Source organism: Pantoea sp. JKS000250, assembly GCF_003201065.1.
Lineage (GTDB): Bacteria > Pseudomonadota > Gammaproteobacteria > Enterobacterales > Enterobacteriaceae > Pantoea > Pantoea vagans.
This window is the reverse complement of the sequence record NZ_QICZ01000001.1, coordinates 1,848,580-1,864,361: the sequence shown is the minus strand read 5'-3', so window position 1 is coordinate 1,864,361 and position 15,782 is coordinate 1,848,580. Positions and strand designations below refer to the sequence as shown.

Here is a 15,782-nt window from a genome sequence, read left to right as displayed (position 1 = left end):
GCTTTGATATGTCCATCTTTCCCGGACGATAAGGAGATCGCGCGCATGGCTTTTCATACCTGGCAAATTGGGCTGGATATTCAGAATAGGCAGATTTGTGCCCTGGCCCTCCAGCCTCGTCGTGATGGCTGGCAGCTACGCCACTGGTGGCAGCAGCGGCTGCCGCAAGATACGTTAAGAAACGGCGTGCTGCAATCTTCGCCTGAATTACTGGCAGCCTTAACGGCCTGGCGTCAGCGGTTGCCGCGTCGTTACTCGCTGCGTGTTGCGCTGCCCGCCCGGCTGGTACTGCAGCGCCAGCTTCCCCTGCCCGCACAGTCGCTCAATGAGCCTGCGCTGGGGCACTATGTGCAGGCGGCCGCGCGCCGTCTCTTTCCGCTGGAGCCTGCTGCGCTGGCACTGGATTACCGGGCCGACACACAGAGCGGCCAGCTCTGCGTCACGGCGGCCCGGCTGGAGATTATAGACCAGTGGGCAGCGCCACTGCTGCAGGCGGGATTAAAGCCGCAGGTGTTCGAGCTGACTACCGAAGCGCTCAGGCGGCTGGCCCGGCAGGCCGCGCTGCAGGAGGGTGCGGTACTGGTGCTGCAGCAGGATAACCGCTGGCTCTGGAGCGATGTGCATACCGCGGCTGACAACGGCGAAGCTACCACGCTTGCGGCACTGCAGCAGCAGGCCTTCCCCGATGCCCGTTCTGTTGCCTGGTGCTCAGCCGATAATTCTGCGCTGCCCGCTGATGCCCGCGCGTTTTCCCCTTTTGATCTGTTCCATTATAAACAGCCGCCGTTACCGGAAAGTCCGGGTGCCTTTGCGCTGGCGGCCGGGCTGGCGCTGCGCGACGGAGATCAATGATGGTCGCAGTGAATCTGTTGCCGTGGCGGCAGCGCCGTCAGCAACAGCAGCGGCGACAGAGCCTTGTCGTGCTGTTACTGATGCTGAGTGCTGTTCTGGTGGGAGTCATGCAGCAAAGCTGGCGCATCTGTCAGGCGCGTGAGCAGGTGGCGCAGACGGGCAGGGTACAGCAGCAGGCGCTGGAAAACCTGGACGCGCAGCTGGCGCAGCAAAAGACGTTACTGGCACAGCGCACGGCAGTGCAAAAACAGCAGGCGAAGCAGCGCCAGAAGGCATTACAACTGGCCGCATGGCATCAGTTCTGGATCGATTTACCCGCGTTACTGCCTGACACCGCCTGGCTGACCCGGCTGGAGAAGCGCGACAATCGTCTCACGCTGGAGGGGCTGGCGCAGGATATGGCGGCGGTCCGGCAGTTCCGTGAGCAGTTAACCACCGTCGCGCTGTTTGGTGAGGTGAGGCAGGGCAGCGTTAAGCGTCAGGCTGATAGTCATTATCGCTTTTCACTGCGGGCAGAGGTGAAGGAGGTTGCTGATGAATGAGTGGTGGGATCGCTGGTGGCAGATGGCTGCACTTCCGCGTTACGGCATGCTCTCCGCCGTCTCAGCCGGCCTGTTACTGATCTCATGGGTTTTCTGGTTGCGGCCACAGCAGCAGACGCTGATCGCTGAACAACAGAAACTGTTGCAGTTGAACCGTACCCTGGAACAGCGGCGGCGGCAGTGGGGCCAGAACCCGGATATAGCGCAGTTGCAGGCGCAGCTGCAGTCGATGCAGACCGCCAGATCTGCACCGGGTGCATCGGGCCGGGCAGTGGAAGCGATGCTGGCGGCACGGCGTCATCAGCTGGAAGAGTGGCAGCCGGATTCTCCTTCACGCACGCTGACCCTGCATCTGCAGTGGCCAGCGTTTCAGTCACTTTTTGCCGAGCTTGCCGATGACTCTCTGGCGTTTCCGGTGCATTTCCAGCTGCTGGCGCAGCCGCAGTATCTGGTGGCTCAACTCTGGCTGGAGCCCGACGATGCGCCATAGCCTGCTGATTTTACTGCTGTGCTGTGGCGGTGTGCTGGCACGTGATCCGTTCCGTCCTGTTGCCGGTTCGATTTGTGAGGCGCTCGTGGAGCCGCTTACCGGCTGGCGTCTGCAGGGGATCATTGGCCGTGAGACGGATTTTCATGCCTGGCTGCTAAACCCGCAGGGTGAGAGCGTCGCAGTCCGCACAGGCAAGCCATTTCCCCTGTCGCCCTGGCAACTCGCTGATATGACCCGCAGCAACCTCTCCTTAGCGGTACCGAGTAGCTGCACTGCACAACAGACTTCGTTTTACTTAAAAGGACGTTCGCATGAAAAGGATAGCTACTCTGCTGCTGCTCATAAGCTGCCTGCTGCCGGTTTACGCCGCTGATGAGGAGCCTCTCAGCCTGACATTTGATAACGCGCCGGTAGCGCGCATTTTACAGGCGCTGGCTGACTATCAGCAGATCAACCTGATGATAGCGCCAGAGGTGGAAGGGTCGTTATCGCTGCGGCTTGATAACCTGCCGTGGCATCAGGCGCTGGACCTGGTAGCGCGCATGGCAAAGCTGACGCTGATAGAACAGGATAATGTGCTGCTGGTCTATCCGGAGAGCTGGCAGCAGGCTCAGCAGCAGGCACGGGAAGCGGAGCAGCAGGAAAAGTTGCAGCAGACGCCTTTGCAGCAGCGCGCCGTGATATTGCGCTATGCCAGCGCCAGCGAGGTGCATGCCAGTCTGCTAAGTGAGCGGCAGTCGCTGATGACACCGCGCGGCAGCGTGACGGTCGACAAACGCACCAACGCCCTGTTACTGCGCGATACGGCGGCAGCGTTGAAAGAGACGGAACGCTGGATACGGGCACTGGACCTGCCACTGGAGCAAATCGAGCTATCGGCGCATATCGTCACCATCAGCGAAGAGCATCTGCAGGAGCTGGGCGTGAAGTGGGGATTGCAGGCGGGTGACGCCGCCGTGACAGACATCCTGCATCATCCCCGGCTGGATATTCCGCTGGCGGTGAGTTCACCCGGCATCAGCGTGGGTATGGCGCTGGCGCGCATCGGCGGTCAGCTTCTGGATCTGGAATTAAGTGCGCTGGAGCAGGAGAACCAGATTGAAATCATCGCCAGTCCGCGCCTTTTTACCTCACATCAGCAGACCGCGTCGATTAAGCAGGGCACGGAGATACCTTATGAAGTGTCGGCGGGAAACAGCGGTGCCACCAGTATTGAGTTTAAAGAAGCGGTGCTGGGCATGGAGGTGACACCGACGATTTCCGGGAATGGCCGCATCCAGCTGAAGATCCATATCAGTCAGAACATGCCGGGTCGCAGCATCAGAACCGGCGACAGTGACATATTATCCATTGATAAACAGGAAATTGAGACGCAGGTCACGGTCAGTGACGGGCAAACACTGGCGTTAGGGGGTATCTTTCAGCAGCAGCGTAGTCACGGAGAGAATAAAGTGCCACTGCTGGGAAATGTGCCGCTGATTGGCGGGTTGTTTCGTCAGCAATCGGAGCAGCGCAAAAAAAGAGAGCTGGTGATCTTCATAACGCCGCGATTGGTCAGGGAAGCAGCGCTTACGGCTGGATAAAACGGAAAATGCGTCCCTTAAGGCCATCTGCGTTGACGCAGGAGAGGAATTAGCTTACAAGGTTTAGCGATTTTCAATACGGTGTAACCGTCTATGCAGGGTAAATCCCGGCAAACAGATCAGAAAACTCCTCTGTAAGCAGCGTTGTAAAGACGCAGCGCTGGCGCGTTACAGTTTCGCGAACACAGGCCAATTCAGAAATGGATGTGCTGAAGGCAATATAATCGGTTGCCAAACAGCCTTGAGTGTTGAGATAATTTTTCATCTGACTCTTGCTAACGCTCATGAGGTCTCAGTTCCTGTCCCGCCAGCAAATGCTGAACGCGGGGTATCATTAACGAATTCTTAGTAATACCGACAAAATGGCAGAGAAACGCAATATCTTTCTGGTTGGGCCGATGGGTGCCGGCAAAAGCACTATTGGCCGTCAGTTGGCTCAGCAACTCAACATGGAGTTCTTCGATTCCGATCAGGAAATTGAGCGACGCACCGGAGCGGATGTGGGCTGGGTTTTTGATGTCGAAGGCGAAGCTGGCTTTCGCGATCGCGAAGAAAAAATCATTAACGAACTGACCGAGAAGCAAGGCATCGTCCTGGCGACAGGCGGTGGTTCCGTCAAATCCCGGGAAACGCGTAATCGTCTCTCCGCCCGCGGTGTTGTGGTTTATCTTGAAACCACCATCGAGAAGCAACTGGCGCGCACCCAACGTGACAAAAAACGTCCGTTGCTGCAGGTGGATTCACCGCCGCGCGAAGTGCTTGAAGCGCTGGCTGGCGAACGCAACCCGCTATACGAAGAGATCGCCGATGTCACCATCCGCACAGATGATCAGAGTGCAAAAGTGGTGGCGAATCAGATTATCCACATGTTGGAAAAAAGTTGATCCAACGTTCGAAGGCTTTTTAACAGGTATCGGGCATCATGGAGAAGATCACCGTCTCACTGGGGGAACGCAGTTACCCCATCACTATCGCCGCCGGACTGTTTAACGATCCGGCTTCTTTTTGGCCGCTGACCGCGGGCGAAAACGCCATGGTGGTGACAAACCAGACGCTGGCTCCGCTCTATCTTGACCAGCTGACAGCGCGGCTGACAGCGGCAGGTGTAAAAGTGGATCAGGTGATCTTACCCGACGGCGAGCAGTATAAGACGCTGGCCGTGATGGATCAGGTCTTTACCGCGCTCCTGCAAAAGCCGCACGGTCGTGATACGACGCTTGTCGCCTTAGGCGGCGGCGTCATTGGCGATCTTACCGGTTTTGCTGCGGCCAGTTATCAGCGTGGCGTACGCTTTATCCAGGTACCGACCACCTTACTGTCGCAGGTTGATTCTTCAGTTGGCGGCAAAACGGCCGTTAACCATCCGCTGGGCAAAAACATGATCGGCGCGTTTTATCAACCCGCGTCAGTGGTGATTGATACGGCCTGTCTGAAGACGCTGCCTGCGCGTGAGCTGGCGTCTGGCTTAGCGGAAGTCATTAAGTACGGCATTATCCTCGACGGTGCGTTTTTCCAGTGGCTGGAGCAGAATCTTGATGCTCTGCTGGCGCTGGATGAACAGGCGCTGGCGTACTGCATTCGTCGCTGTTGTGAACTGAAGGCTGACGTCGTGGCGGCCGATGAGCGTGAAAACGGTCAGCGGGCGTTGCTTAATCTGGGCCATACTTTTGGTCATGCGATTGAAGCACACATGGGCTACGGCAACTGGCTGCACGGTGAAGCGATTGCGGCGGGCATGGTAATGGCAGCACGCACGGCTGAACGTCTGGGACAATTCCGGGCGGAAGAGACCGACCGCATTATTGCCCTGTTCAGGCGTGCTGGTTTACCGGTGCATGGGCCGCAGGCAATGAATGCAGAGATGTATCTGCCGCACATGATGCGCGATAAAAAAGTTCTGGCGGGCGAACTGCGGCTGATACTCCCGCTGTCGATTGGCCGCTCTGAAGTGCGTGGTGGCGTGGCACATGATATGGTGCTGGCTGCAATTAACGATTGTCAGCAACCCTGAGATTAAGCAGTTGAGTGGTGACGCGGCGCGCAGGGTGCGCAGTGCGGAATGCCGCTTTACGGAGGAGCCAAAATGGATGAGTTTAAACCGGAAGACGAGTTAAAGCCTGACGCCAGCGACCGCCGTCCCTCGCGCCCTCGTAAGTCCTCTACTGCGGCCAAAACACCGGTATCGCGCCAGCGTATCATGATGGGCGTCGGGATCCTGGTTCTGCTGTTACTGGTACTGGGAATTGGTTCGGCGCTGAATGGCCCGGATGAGAAAAAACCGGCCACGGCGGGCACAACCCCTGCCACCAATGGCGGTTCCGGCAGCGAGAAGAACATTGACCTGGGCGGCTCTTCTTCAATGTCCGGCGGTCAGACGCCTCCGTCAGATGCGCAGACTACCCCCGCCACCAGCGAAAATAACGCGGCGACCAGCGGTGATGCTGCCTCTAATCCGCAGCGCGACATCTCGATGCCGCCTGTGGCTTCAACGCCTACGCAGGCCGCCCCGGTTGATGCGCCCGCGAACCAGCAGCGTGTCACGCTGCCGGGCGACCTGAACAGCGCGCTGACTAATCAGCAGCAGCAGGTTGACAGTGCCGCGATGGGCACGCAGGGCGGCAGTTCACTGCCAACGGCGCCAGCAACGGTCAGCGGCAATGCCGGAACGGCTGCTAATCCTGTTACGGCACCTTCAGGCCGTCAGACACCGAACAAATCCAATACCGCTGCTCGTCCGGCGCACGATTCATCGCATAAAACAGCATCGAAGCCTGTAACCCGTGACAGCAAAACGCACACCACGCCAGCGCGTACGCCAGTGAGTTCTGCGCCAGCTACCACGGCTGCGGGCAGCAGTTCAGCCAGCAAATCACTGCCAGGTGGCAGCTACACTCTGCAGCTGAGTGGTGCATCGAAGCCGGAAAGCCTGAATGCCTGGGCTAAGCAACAAAATCTGAGTGGATATCACGTCTACAAAACCACCCGTAACGGTCAGTCGTGGTACGTACTGGTGAGTGGCTCCTATGCCACACCGGCCGATGCCAAACGCGCTGTAGCATCGCTGCCTGCAGACGTGCGTGCGAAGAACCCGTGGGTAAAACCCGTCAGCCAGGTGAAGAAAGAAGCCAGCCAATAGCGGATGTGGGGCCAGGCTCTGGCCCCGTTTTAAGCGCAGATCTGCTGTCGGTCCAGCCACAGCCTCACAATAAGATGTAATAACCACGACAGCATGAAAAAAAATCGCGCTTTCCTGAAATGGGCAGGGGGAAAATTTCCCTTAGTAGAAGAGATCCATCGTCATCTGCCGCAAGGCGACTGTCTGGTCGAGCCATTTGTTGGCGCGGGCTCGGTGTTTCTGAACACTGAATTTGATCGCTACCATCTGGCTGATATCAACAGTGACCTGATTAATCTCTACAACATTGTCAAAACGCGCACGGCGGATTTCATCCGTGACGCGCAACTGCTGTTTACGCCGGAAGGTAACAACGAAATCTGTTATTACCAGCGGCGTACCGAATTTAACACCAGCACCGACGCCTACCAGCGCGCGCTGCTGTTCCTCTATCTGAACCGTCACTGTTACAACGGCCTCTGCCGCTATAACCTGCGTGGTGAGTTCAACGTGCCGTTTGGCCGCTATCGCAAACCCTACTTTCCGGAAGCCGAACTGTTATGGTTTGCCGAGCGCGCGCAAAAAGCGACGTTTGTCTGTGAATCGTACGATGTTACCCTGACCAGTGCCGGTAAAGGCTCGGTGGTCTATTGCGATCCGCCTTATGCACCGCTGTCGGCCACGGCCAATTTTACGGCTTATCACACCAACAGCTTCAGCCTGCGTGAGCAGGAGAATCTGGCGGCGTTAGCGGCACAGCTGGCTGCGTCGGAGCACCGGATTCCGGTACTGATTTCTAACCACGACACTGCACTGACGCGTTTATGGTATCAGGATGCAGTGTTACATGTGGTCAAAGCCCGGCGTTCTATCAGCCGGAGCATAGCCGGTCGCACCAAGGTCGACGAACTGCTGGCACTTTATCGCTAGTCTGTTTCGTCCGCGACCAACGCATTACGCCAGCCTAAGTGCTGGCGCACAACAGTGGGAGAATCGGATGAAACAATATTTGCTGGCCCCTTCAATCCTGTCGGCGGACTTTGCCCGCCTGGGCGAAGACACAGCCAAAGCGCTGGCGGCCGGAGGTGACGTGGTTCACTTCGACGTAATGGACAACCACTACGTCCCTAATCTGACCATGGGTCCGATGGTGCTGAAAGCACTGCGCGACTATGGCATCACTGCCCCCATCGATGTGCATCTGATGGTAAAACCGGTGGATGCGCTGATCCCGGAGTTTGCCAAAGCCGGTGCCACCTATATTACCTTTCATCCGGAAGCCAGCGAGCACGTTGACCGCACCCTGCAACTGATCAAAGAGCACGGCTGTAAAGCGGGTATGGTGTTTAATCCGGCGACCCCGCTGAGCTACCTCGATTACGTCATGGATAAGCTGGATATCATTCTGCTGATGTCCGTGAACCCAGGTTTTGGCGGTCAGTCATTTATTCCCGGCACCCTGGATAAACTGCGTGAAGCGCGCAGACGTATCGATCAGAGCGGCTACAACATTCGTCTTGAAGTGGATGGCGGCGTGAAGATCGACAATATCCGCGAGATTGCGGCTGCCGGTGCCGATATGTTTGTCGCGGGTTCTGCCATATTCGGTCATCCTGACTATAAAAAAGTGATCGACGATATGCGCAACGAACTGGAGAAAGCCAATGGCTCATTTCACTGATATTCGTGCGCTGGCGTTTGATCTCGATGGCACGCTGGTGGATAGCGCGCCAGGCCTTGCCGATGCGATCGACCGTACGCTGAACGATCTCCGGCTGCCGCAGGCGGGCCTTGAGCGTGTCTCAACCTGGATTGGCAACGGTGCCGATATCATGATGGCCCGTGCGCTGACCTTCGCGCTGGGCCGTGAGCCGCAGCCGGAAGAGCAGCGTGATGCACGCGCGCTGTTTGACCGCCACTACGCCGACACCGTGGATGCGGGCAGCACGCTGTTCCCACAGGTGAAGCAGACGCTGGATGCCTTAAAAGCTTCAGGGCTGCCGATGGCGATTGTGACCAACAAGCCGACGCCGTTTGTGGCACCGCTGCTTGAATCGCTTGGCATTGCCGATGCGTTTTCGCTGATTATCGGTGGCGACGATGTGCCGGTTAAAAAACCGCACCCTGCAGCGATCTTCATGGTGCTGGGCACCTTCGGCGTACTGCCGAACGAGTTGCTGTTTGTTGGCGACTCTCGCAATGATATCCAGGCGGCGCAGGCGGCAGGCGTACCTAATGTCGGTATGACCTTTGGCTATAACTATGGCGAGCCGATTGCCACCAGCCAGCCCGATTTAACCCTCGACTCTTTCGACGAACTTTTGCCCACACTGGGGCTGTAAATATCAGGACTTAAGTATGAAACCCATCGTTTTCAGCGGCGCACAGCCGTCCGGCGAACTGACCATTGGCAACTATATGGGAGCGCTGCGTCAGTGGGTGCAGATGCAGGATGATTTCCACTGCATTTACTGCATTGTTGATCTGCACGCGATCACCGTGCGTCAGGATCCTGCTGCACTGCGTAAAGCGACGCTGGATACGCTGGCGCTCTATCTGGCCTGTGGTATCGACCCGCAAAAAAGCACCATCTTTGTTCAGTCGCATGTGCCAGAGCACACGCAGCTGAGCTGGATCCTGAACTGCTACGCCTATTTCGGTGAACTGAGCCGTATGACGCAGTTCAAAGACAAATCAGCACGTTACGAAGAGAACATCAACGCCGGACTGTTCGACTACCCGGTGCTGATGGCGGCAGACATTCTGCTCTATCAGACCAATCAGGTGCCGGTCGGTGAAGATCAGAAGCAGCACCTGGAGCTGAGCCGCGATATCGCGCATCGCTTCAATGCGATCTATGGCGATATCTTCCGGGTACCAGAGCCGTTCATTCCGAAGTCTGGCGCGCGCGTGATGTCGCTGCTGGAACCGACCAAAAAAATGTCCAAGTCTGATGATAACCGCAACAACGTCATCGGCCTGCTGGAAGATCCGAAAGCGGTTGTGAAGAAGATCAAACGCGCCGTTACCGATTCTGAAGAGCCGCCAGTGGTGCGCTACGACATCAAAGAGAAAGCGGGCGTCTCTAACCTGCTGGATATTCTGTCGGGCGTGACCGGTAAAACCATCGCCGAGCTGGAGCAGGAGTTCGAAGGCAAGATGTATGGCCACCTGAAAGGCGCAGTAGCCGATGCGGTATCGGGCATGCTCTCTGAGCTGCAGGAGCGTTATCACAGCTTCCGTAACGATGAAGCGCTGCTGGAGCAGGTAATGCGTGATGGCGCGGCGAAAGCACGCGCACAGGCGCAGGAAACGCTGAAGAAGGTTTATGAGGCGGTAGGCTTTGTCGCGATGCCGTAATGGCTGAGCGGATAAAAAACGGCGGGCATTGTGCCCGCCGTTTTTATTTGCCCATTCAGAACCAGCGCAGGCTGTCGCGCAGACTCACCACGCTGCCGATGATCATCAGGCTGGGGCTGCTCACCTGACCGACTAACGCTTCCAGCTCCTTCAGTGTCCCGGTGACCACGCGCTGATGCGTGCTGGTGCCGTTTTCCACCAGCGCCACCGGCATATCACTCCGCATCCCATGTTTTATCAGCTGCTGCTGAATTTCTCCGGCCTGGCCCAGCCCCATATAAAACACCAGCGTCTGCTGTTCTGCCGCCAGCGTCTGCCAGGCGAGCGTACCGGATTTCTGCAGATGCCCGGTTACCAGCCTGACGCTCTGCGCATGATCGCGATGGGTCAGGGGAATGCCACTGTAGGCCGCACAGCCTGATGCCGCGGTGATGCCCGGCACCACGCTAAACGAAATCTTCAGCTGTGCCAGCGCTTCCAGCTCTTCACCGCCGCGACCAAAGATAAAGGGATCGCCGCCTTTCAGCCGCACCACGCGTTTGCCGCACTGTGCCTGTTCGCAGAGCAACTGGTTGATCGCATCCTGCGGCACGCAGTGATGTCCGGCGCGTTTACCGACAAAGATGCGTTCGGCATCGCGGCGCACCAGATTCAGGATTTCATTGGAAACCAGCCGGTCATAGACGATGACGTCTGCCTGCTGGATCAGCTGCAGGCCTTTGAGTGTGAGCAATCCGGCATCGCCCGGACCGGCACCGACCAGCGCTACTTCACCCTGTTGCGGAAGGTCTGCGCTAAAAAGTGCGTCGGTAATCTGATCCGCGCGTTCACCGTCGCCGTTAGCCAGCGTCTGGGCCAGCCGTTCGCTGTGAAAAAAGCGCTCCCAGAAGTGGCGGCGGGCATTGAGGGAGCCGAACTGCTTTTTCACCCGATCGCGCAGGCCGCCTGCCAGCTGCGCCAGCTGACCCAGATGCTGCGGCAGCATCGCCTCCAGTTTCTCCCGCAGCAGCCGCGCCAGCACCGGCGCGCGTCCACCGGAAGAGACGGCGACCATCAGCGGTGAGCGGTCAATGATCGACGGCATAATGGCGCTGGCCTGCTGCGGCGCATCCACCAGATTGCAGAAGATCTGCTGTTTTTCAGCTGTGTCAGCCACCTGCTGATTGACCTCGTTATCACTGGTGGCGGCGACCACCAGCCAGCAGCCGGTCAGCCACGCGGGATCGAAATGCCCTGGTAGCAGCGTGACGGCTTTCTGCTGCGCCCATTGCAGGAAGGCAGGGGAGAAATCGGGGGCTCCGACCCAAAGATCGGCACCGGCCTCCAGCAGCAGGCGCGCTTTTCGCTCCGCCACGTCACCCGCGCCGACCAGCAGACAGCGTCGGCCCTGCAGGCGGCAGAACAAGGGGAAATAGTCCATCAGAGGTCCTTAAAAAAGCCCGCTAAGGCGGGCTGTTAACAGGCGTTACAGGCAGACTTCAACCTGTCCGGCATTGACCCGCACCGGCCAGGCCGCCACGGAGCGCGTTTCATCCTCCATGCAGTAGCCATCGCTGAGGCGGAAATGCTGCTTTTTCAGCGGGCTGGCCACCCACAGCGCATCCTGATGTTCGGCGATAATGCCGCGTGACAGCACGCTGGCATCGGCAAACGGGTCGATATTGCTGATGGCATAGAGCTGCTCATCGTCGCGCGGGCGGAAAATAGCCACCTGCTGGCCTTTGACCAGCGCACAGACGCCCGTGGCGGGCAGGATCTGCGTCAGCGGGCACACCGGATTCCACTGGCTCATGATTCGGTTTCCTCAATCAGGGTCACGGCAATACGTTCTTCGGGGCGCGCCGGGCGATGCTGATCGCGCTCTGCCACCCGCTGCACAGCAGGATCGCGCTGCGGCGAGTTGATAAAGTGGGCAAAGCGCGTCAGCTGGCTCTCATCTTCCAGCGTCGCCTGCCATTCACAGCGAACGCTGGCACGCAGCGCGGCGAGCTGCTGTTCCATCTGGCTGTTAAGGCCGAGTTTGTCATCCACGATCACGCTACGCAGATAGTCGATGCCACCCTCCAGACTCTCCAGCCACAGCGAGGTGCGCTGCAGGCGATCGGCGGTGCGGATATAGAACATCATGAAGCGGTCAAGATAGGTGACCAGCGTCTGCTGATCGAGATCTGCCGCCAGCAGGTCGCCATGACGTGGTTTCATGCCGCCGTTGCCGCAGACGTAGAGGTTCCAGCCTTTTTCGGTGGCGATAGTGCCGACATCTTTGCCCTGAGCCTCTGCGCATTCACGGGTGCAGCCGGAGACACCAAACTTCATTTTGTGCGGTGTACGGATGCCTTTATAGCGGTTCTCAAGCATAACGCCGAAGCCGAGGCTGTCACCCACGCCGTAACGGCACCAGGCGCTGCCGACGCAGGTTTTCGCCATACGCAGCGCTTTAGCATAGGCCTGACCGGTTTCAAATCCGGCCTCGATCAGCTGTGACCAGATAGCGGGCAGATCGTCTTTCTGCGCGCCAAACAAGCCGATGCGCTGCGAGCCGGTGATTTTGGTGTAGAGCTGGTAGCGTTCGGCGATCTCGCCAATCACTTTCAGTCCCTGTGGTGTAATTTCACCGCCGGGCGAGCGCGGGATGACCGAATAGGTGCCATCTTTCTGGATATTGCCCAGATAGAGGTCGTTGCTGTCCTGCAACGGCGCGTGCTGCGGCTTGAGTACGTATTCGTTCCAGCAGGAAGCGAGCAGGGAGCCAACCGCGGGCTTGCATATTTCACAGCCGTAACCCTGCCCATAGCGGGCCAGCAGCTCATCAAAGGTTTTAATCTCTTCCACCTGAATCAGGTGATACAACTCCTGACGTGACCAGGCGAAGTGGGCACAAAGGTGGTTATTGACCTCGATACCCTGACGACTGAGTTCACTGTTAAGTACCTGGGTGATCAGGGGGATACAGCCGCCGCAGCCGGTACCGGCTCGGGTGCTGCTTTTCAGCGCGGCCACGGTTTGACAGCCACCCTTAACCGCTTTGATGATGTCGCCTTTGCTGACGTCGAAGCAGGAGCAGATTTGCGCGCTGTCAGGCAGGGAATCGACGCCGATGGCCGGTTTATCTCCGCTGCCCGCAGGCAGAATCAGCGCTTCAGGGTTATCCGGCAGCGGAATACCATTCAGCACCAGCTGCAGCAGGTTGCCATAGTCGCTGGTGTCGCCCACCAGCACCGCACCCAGCAGGGTTTTTTGATCTTCGCTGATAATCAGACGCTTGTAGACCGATTTGCTTTCATCCAGCCAGACCACGCTGCGTGCGCCTGGCGTGGTGCCGCGCGCATCGCCAATGCCACCGACATCGACACCCAGCAGCTTGAGTTTGGCGCTCATGTCCGCGCCGGTAAACGCATTATCGCGGCCCAGCAGCTGGTCGCTGGCGACCTGCGCCATTTTGTAACCCGGCGCCACAAGGCCATAGACGCGATTCTGCCAGGCGGCGCACTCACCGATGGCGTAAATGGCGGGATCGCTGGTGCGGCACTGGTCATCAATGGCGATGCCGCCGCGCGGACCCAGAGTTAATCCACACTGTTTTGCCAGTTTGTCCTGCGGGCGGATGCCGGTGGAGAAGACAATGAAATCGACTTCCAGCGCACTGCCGTCGGCGAACTGCAGCGTTTTACCGCCGTGCTCATGATGCACTATCTGCTGGGTGTTTTTGCTGGTGTGGACCCGCACGCCCATCTGTTCAATCTTGCGACGCAGCTGTTCCCCGCCTTGCTGATCGAGCTGTTCTGCCATCAGTACCGGCGCAAACTCAATGACGTGGGTTTCAATACCCAGATTTTTCAGTGCGCCCGCGGCTTCCAGTCCCAGCAGGCCGCCGCCAATCACCGCACCGCGTTTGCTGCGGCGCGAGCAGGCTTCAATGGCGTTGAGATCTTCGATGGTGCGGTAGACAAAGCAGTCGCTGCCTTCGGCACCCTTAATCGGCGGGATCCACGGATAAGAACCGGTGGCAAAAATCAGCGTGTCGTAGTGAACGGCTCGCCCGGTGCTGGAGTGGATGAGCTTCTCATCACGGTTAATGGTGATGGCGCGCTCGCCCAGCAGCAGATTGACCTGATGTTTGTCGTAATAGCCTTCACGAACCAGCGACAACTCTTCGGCGGTGTGATGGGAGAAGTAAGCGGACAGGTGGACACGGTCGTAGGCGACGCGGGGTTCTTCACAAAAGACGGTCAGCGAAAACTGGTCGGGTTCCGCTTTCTCAAGTAACTCTTCTATGAAGCGGTGGCCGACCATGCCGTTACCGATAACGACGACATTGTGCTTGCTCATTTTTGCCTCAAATTTGCGATATCTGCGGCTACAATAGCGCGCCCTTTCTGACGCTTATTGATATGCATCAACCACAACGCCATATACCCATTAAGAGTTATATAGTTGATTTTAATTAGGTTTATCTGGCGCGGCTAACCTGCTGAATATCCTGCATTGCCGCGGGTGGTATGAATCGTGTTAGTTTTAACCACACGGGTTTTTCAGATAAGGAATCAGCCATGCTGTCACCTAAGTGGATCAATAACGTGCGTTTACCCTGGCGGGAAGGATTGTGGCAAATCGAAATCGCCGACGGAAAAATAGCCCGAATTTCAGCCCAGCCGCAGCAGCCTTCTCCGGTGGAGCAATCGCTGGACGGCGAGGGCGGCTTAGCCTGCGCGCCCTTCATTGAGCCGCATATTCATCTGGATACCACCCAGACGGCGGGTGAACCGGCATGGAATCAGTCCGGCACGCTGTTTGAAGGAATTGAGCGCTGGGCCGAGCGAAAGGCGCTGCTCAGCCATGAAGATGTCAAACAGCGGGCGTTGCAGACGCTGAAGTGGCAGATCGCCAACGGCATTCAGTTTGTCCGCACCCATGTTGACGTGTCTGACCCCTCACTGACGGCGCTGAAAGCGATGCTGGAAGTCAAAGCGGAGATGGCACCCTGGATCACGATTCAGATAGTGGCGTTTCCCCAGGAGGGCATTCTCTCTTATCCCAACGGCGAAGCGTTGCTGGAGGAGGCCCTGCGGCTGGGCGCGGATGTGGTCGGTGCGATTCCGCACTACGAATTCACCCGCGAATATGGCGTCGAGTCGCTGCATAAAACCTTTGCGCTGGCTGACCGCTATGATCGGCTGATCGATGTTCACTGCGATGAGATCGATGATGAACAGTCGCGCTTTGTGGAAACCGTGGCGGCGCTGGCACATCGCGACGGCAACGGCGCACGCGTGACGGCCAGTCATACCACCGCAATGCACTCTTACAATGGCGCGTACGCCTCACGGCTGTTCCGGCTGCTGAAGCTGTCGGGCATTAACTTTGTCGCCAATCCGCTGGTTAATATTCATCTGCAGGGCCGCTTCGACACCTATCCTAAGCGGCGCGGCATTACGCGGGTAAAAGAGATGCTGGAGGCAGAGATCAACGTCTGCTTTGGCCATGACGATGTGTTTGATCCCTGGTATCCGCTGGGCACCGCCAACATGCTGCAGGTGCTGCATATGGGATTACATGTCTGTCAGCTGATGGGCTATGAGCAGATTGATGCGGGTCTGGATCTGATTACGCATAACAGCGCGAAGACAATGCAGCTTGCAGGCTATGGCATTCAGAGCGGCAACGAGGCCAGTCTGATTATATTGCCAGCAGAGAGCGGTTTTGATGCGGTAAGAAGGCAGGTCCCGGTGCGCTATTCAGTGCGTCGTGGCGTGGTGGTGGCGGAGACGAAGCCTGCAGAAAGTGAGATTTACTGGCGGGAACGGGAGCGCGTAGATTTCCGACGTTAATGAGCAGGGCGG

The 15,782-nt window shown here is 57.9% G+C and carries 17 protein-coding genes; 13 read left to right on the top strand and 4 right to left on the bottom strand.

Annotation, left to right across the window (positions count from 1 at the left end; translation table 11 throughout):
* The first annotated feature begins 45 nt into the window (after window positions 1-45).
* The 5 genes from pilM to hofQ are packed head-to-tail and all read left to right on the top strand — an operon-like array spanning window position 46 to window position 3,467.
* Window positions 46-852: a type IV pilus biogenesis protein PilM gene (gene pilM / locus BY447_RS09015; protein ID WP_061063551.1), complete on the top strand. Its 807-nt coding sequence runs from the start codon at window positions 46-48 to the stop codon at window positions 850-852.
* Window positions 849-1,394, top strand: a complete 546-nt coding sequence (locus BY447_RS09010) for a PilN domain-containing protein (RefSeq protein ID WP_416376686.1) — start codon at window positions 849-851, stop codon at window positions 1,392-1,394. Before pilM ends, BY447_RS09010 begins: the two co-directional genes overlap by 4 nt.
* The gene (locus BY447_RS09005) at window positions 1,387-1,884 is read left to right on the top strand and encodes a hypothetical protein (RefSeq protein WP_110330978.1); all 498 of its coding nucleotides are present in this window, start codon (window positions 1,387-1,389) and stop codon (window positions 1,882-1,884) included. Before BY447_RS09010 ends, BY447_RS09005 begins: the two co-directional genes overlap by 8 nt.
* Window positions 1,874-2,257, top strand: a complete 384-nt coding sequence (locus BY447_RS09000) for a DNA utilization family protein (RefSeq protein WP_110330977.1) — start codon at window positions 1,874-1,876, stop codon at window positions 2,255-2,257. The genes BY447_RS09005 and BY447_RS09000 overlap by 11 nt, the downstream gene beginning before the upstream one ends.
* Entirely contained in the window at window positions 2,196-3,467 is a 1,272-nt protein-coding gene (gene hofQ / locus BY447_RS08995) for a DNA uptake porin HofQ (RefSeq protein ID WP_110330976.1), read from the top strand. Before BY447_RS09000 ends, hofQ begins: the two co-directional genes overlap by 62 nt.
* Before the next feature lie 91 nt (window positions 3,468-3,558).
* Here hofQ and BY447_RS08990 read toward each other — a convergent pair whose 3' ends face one another.
* Window positions 3,559-3,732, bottom strand: a complete 174-nt coding sequence (locus tag BY447_RS08990; RefSeq protein WP_223811662.1) for a hypothetical protein — start codon at window positions 3,730-3,732, stop codon at window positions 3,559-3,561.
* Window positions 3,733-3,829: 97 nt separating this feature from the next.
* Here BY447_RS08990 and aroK point away from each other — a divergent pair, with 97 nt between their 5' ends.
* From aroK to trpS, 7 genes are all read left to right on the top strand, one after another.
* Window positions 3,830-4,351: a shikimate kinase AroK gene (gene aroK, locus BY447_RS08985; RefSeq protein WP_003852989.1), complete on the top strand. Its 522-nt coding sequence runs from the start codon at window positions 3,830-3,832 to the stop codon at window positions 4,349-4,351.
* A gap of 38 nt (window positions 4,352-4,389) precedes the next feature.
* The gene (gene aroB, locus BY447_RS08980) at window positions 4,390-5,478 is read left to right on the top strand and encodes a 3-dehydroquinate synthase (RefSeq protein WP_110330975.1); all 1,089 of its coding nucleotides are present in this window, start codon (window positions 4,390-4,392) and stop codon (window positions 5,476-5,478) included.
* A 72-nt stretch (window positions 5,479-5,550) separates the two neighbouring features.
* Entirely contained in the window at window positions 5,551-6,603 is a 1,053-nt protein-coding gene (locus tag BY447_RS08975) for an SPOR domain-containing protein (protein ID WP_110330974.1), read from the top strand.
* 93 nt (window positions 6,604-6,696) lie between these two features.
* Window positions 6,697-7,512 carry an adenine-specific DNA-methyltransferase gene (gene dam, locus BY447_RS08970; RefSeq protein WP_013359279.1) on the top strand — a complete coding sequence of 272 codons (816 nt, stop codon included), beginning with the start codon at window positions 6,697-6,699 and terminating at the stop codon, window positions 7,510-7,512.
* A gap of 67 nt (window positions 7,513-7,579) precedes the next feature.
* On the top strand, window positions 7,580-8,263 hold the full coding sequence (rpe, locus tag BY447_RS08965) for a ribulose-phosphate 3-epimerase (protein ID WP_013359278.1): 684 nt from the start codon (window positions 7,580-7,582) through the stop codon (window positions 8,261-8,263).
* Entirely contained in the window at window positions 8,247-8,924 is a 678-nt protein-coding gene (locus BY447_RS08960) for a phosphoglycolate phosphatase (protein WP_061063545.1), read from the top strand. The genes rpe and BY447_RS08960 overlap by 17 nt, the downstream gene beginning before the upstream one ends.
* A gap of 16 nt (window positions 8,925-8,940) precedes the next feature.
* Window positions 8,941-9,942: a tryptophan--tRNA ligase gene (gene trpS, locus BY447_RS08955; RefSeq protein ID WP_013359276.1), complete on the top strand. Its 1,002-nt coding sequence runs from the start codon at window positions 8,941-8,943 to the stop codon at window positions 9,940-9,942.
* Window positions 9,943-9,997: 55 nt separating this feature from the next.
* Here trpS and cysG read toward each other — a convergent pair whose 3' ends face one another.
* The 3 genes from cysG to nirB are packed head-to-tail and all read right to left on the bottom strand — an operon-like array spanning window position 9,998 to window position 14,271.
* Window positions 9,998-11,362 carry a siroheme synthase CysG gene (gene cysG / locus BY447_RS08950; RefSeq protein ID WP_110330973.1) on the bottom strand — a complete coding sequence of 455 codons (1,365 nt, stop codon included), beginning with the start codon at window positions 11,360-11,362 and terminating at the stop codon, window positions 9,998-10,000.
* 45 nt (window positions 11,363-11,407) lie between these two features.
* Window positions 11,408-11,734: a nitrite reductase small subunit NirD gene (gene nirD / locus BY447_RS08945; protein WP_013359274.1), complete on the bottom strand. Its 327-nt coding sequence runs from the start codon at window positions 11,732-11,734 to the stop codon at window positions 11,408-11,410.
* Window positions 11,731-14,271, bottom strand: a complete 2,541-nt coding sequence (gene nirB, locus BY447_RS08940; RefSeq protein ID WP_110330972.1) for a nitrite reductase large subunit NirB — start codon at window positions 14,269-14,271, stop codon at window positions 11,731-11,733. Before nirB ends, nirD begins: the two co-directional genes overlap by 4 nt.
* A gap of 221 nt (window positions 14,272-14,492) precedes the next feature.
* Here nirB and BY447_RS08935 point away from each other — a divergent pair, with 221 nt between their 5' ends.
* Window positions 14,493-15,770 (top strand): cytosine deaminase, encoded by a 1,278-nt coding sequence (locus BY447_RS08935; protein WP_013359272.1) that lies wholly within the window; start codon window positions 14,493-14,495, stop codon window positions 15,768-15,770.
* Window positions 15,771-15,782: the final 12 nt, after the last annotated feature.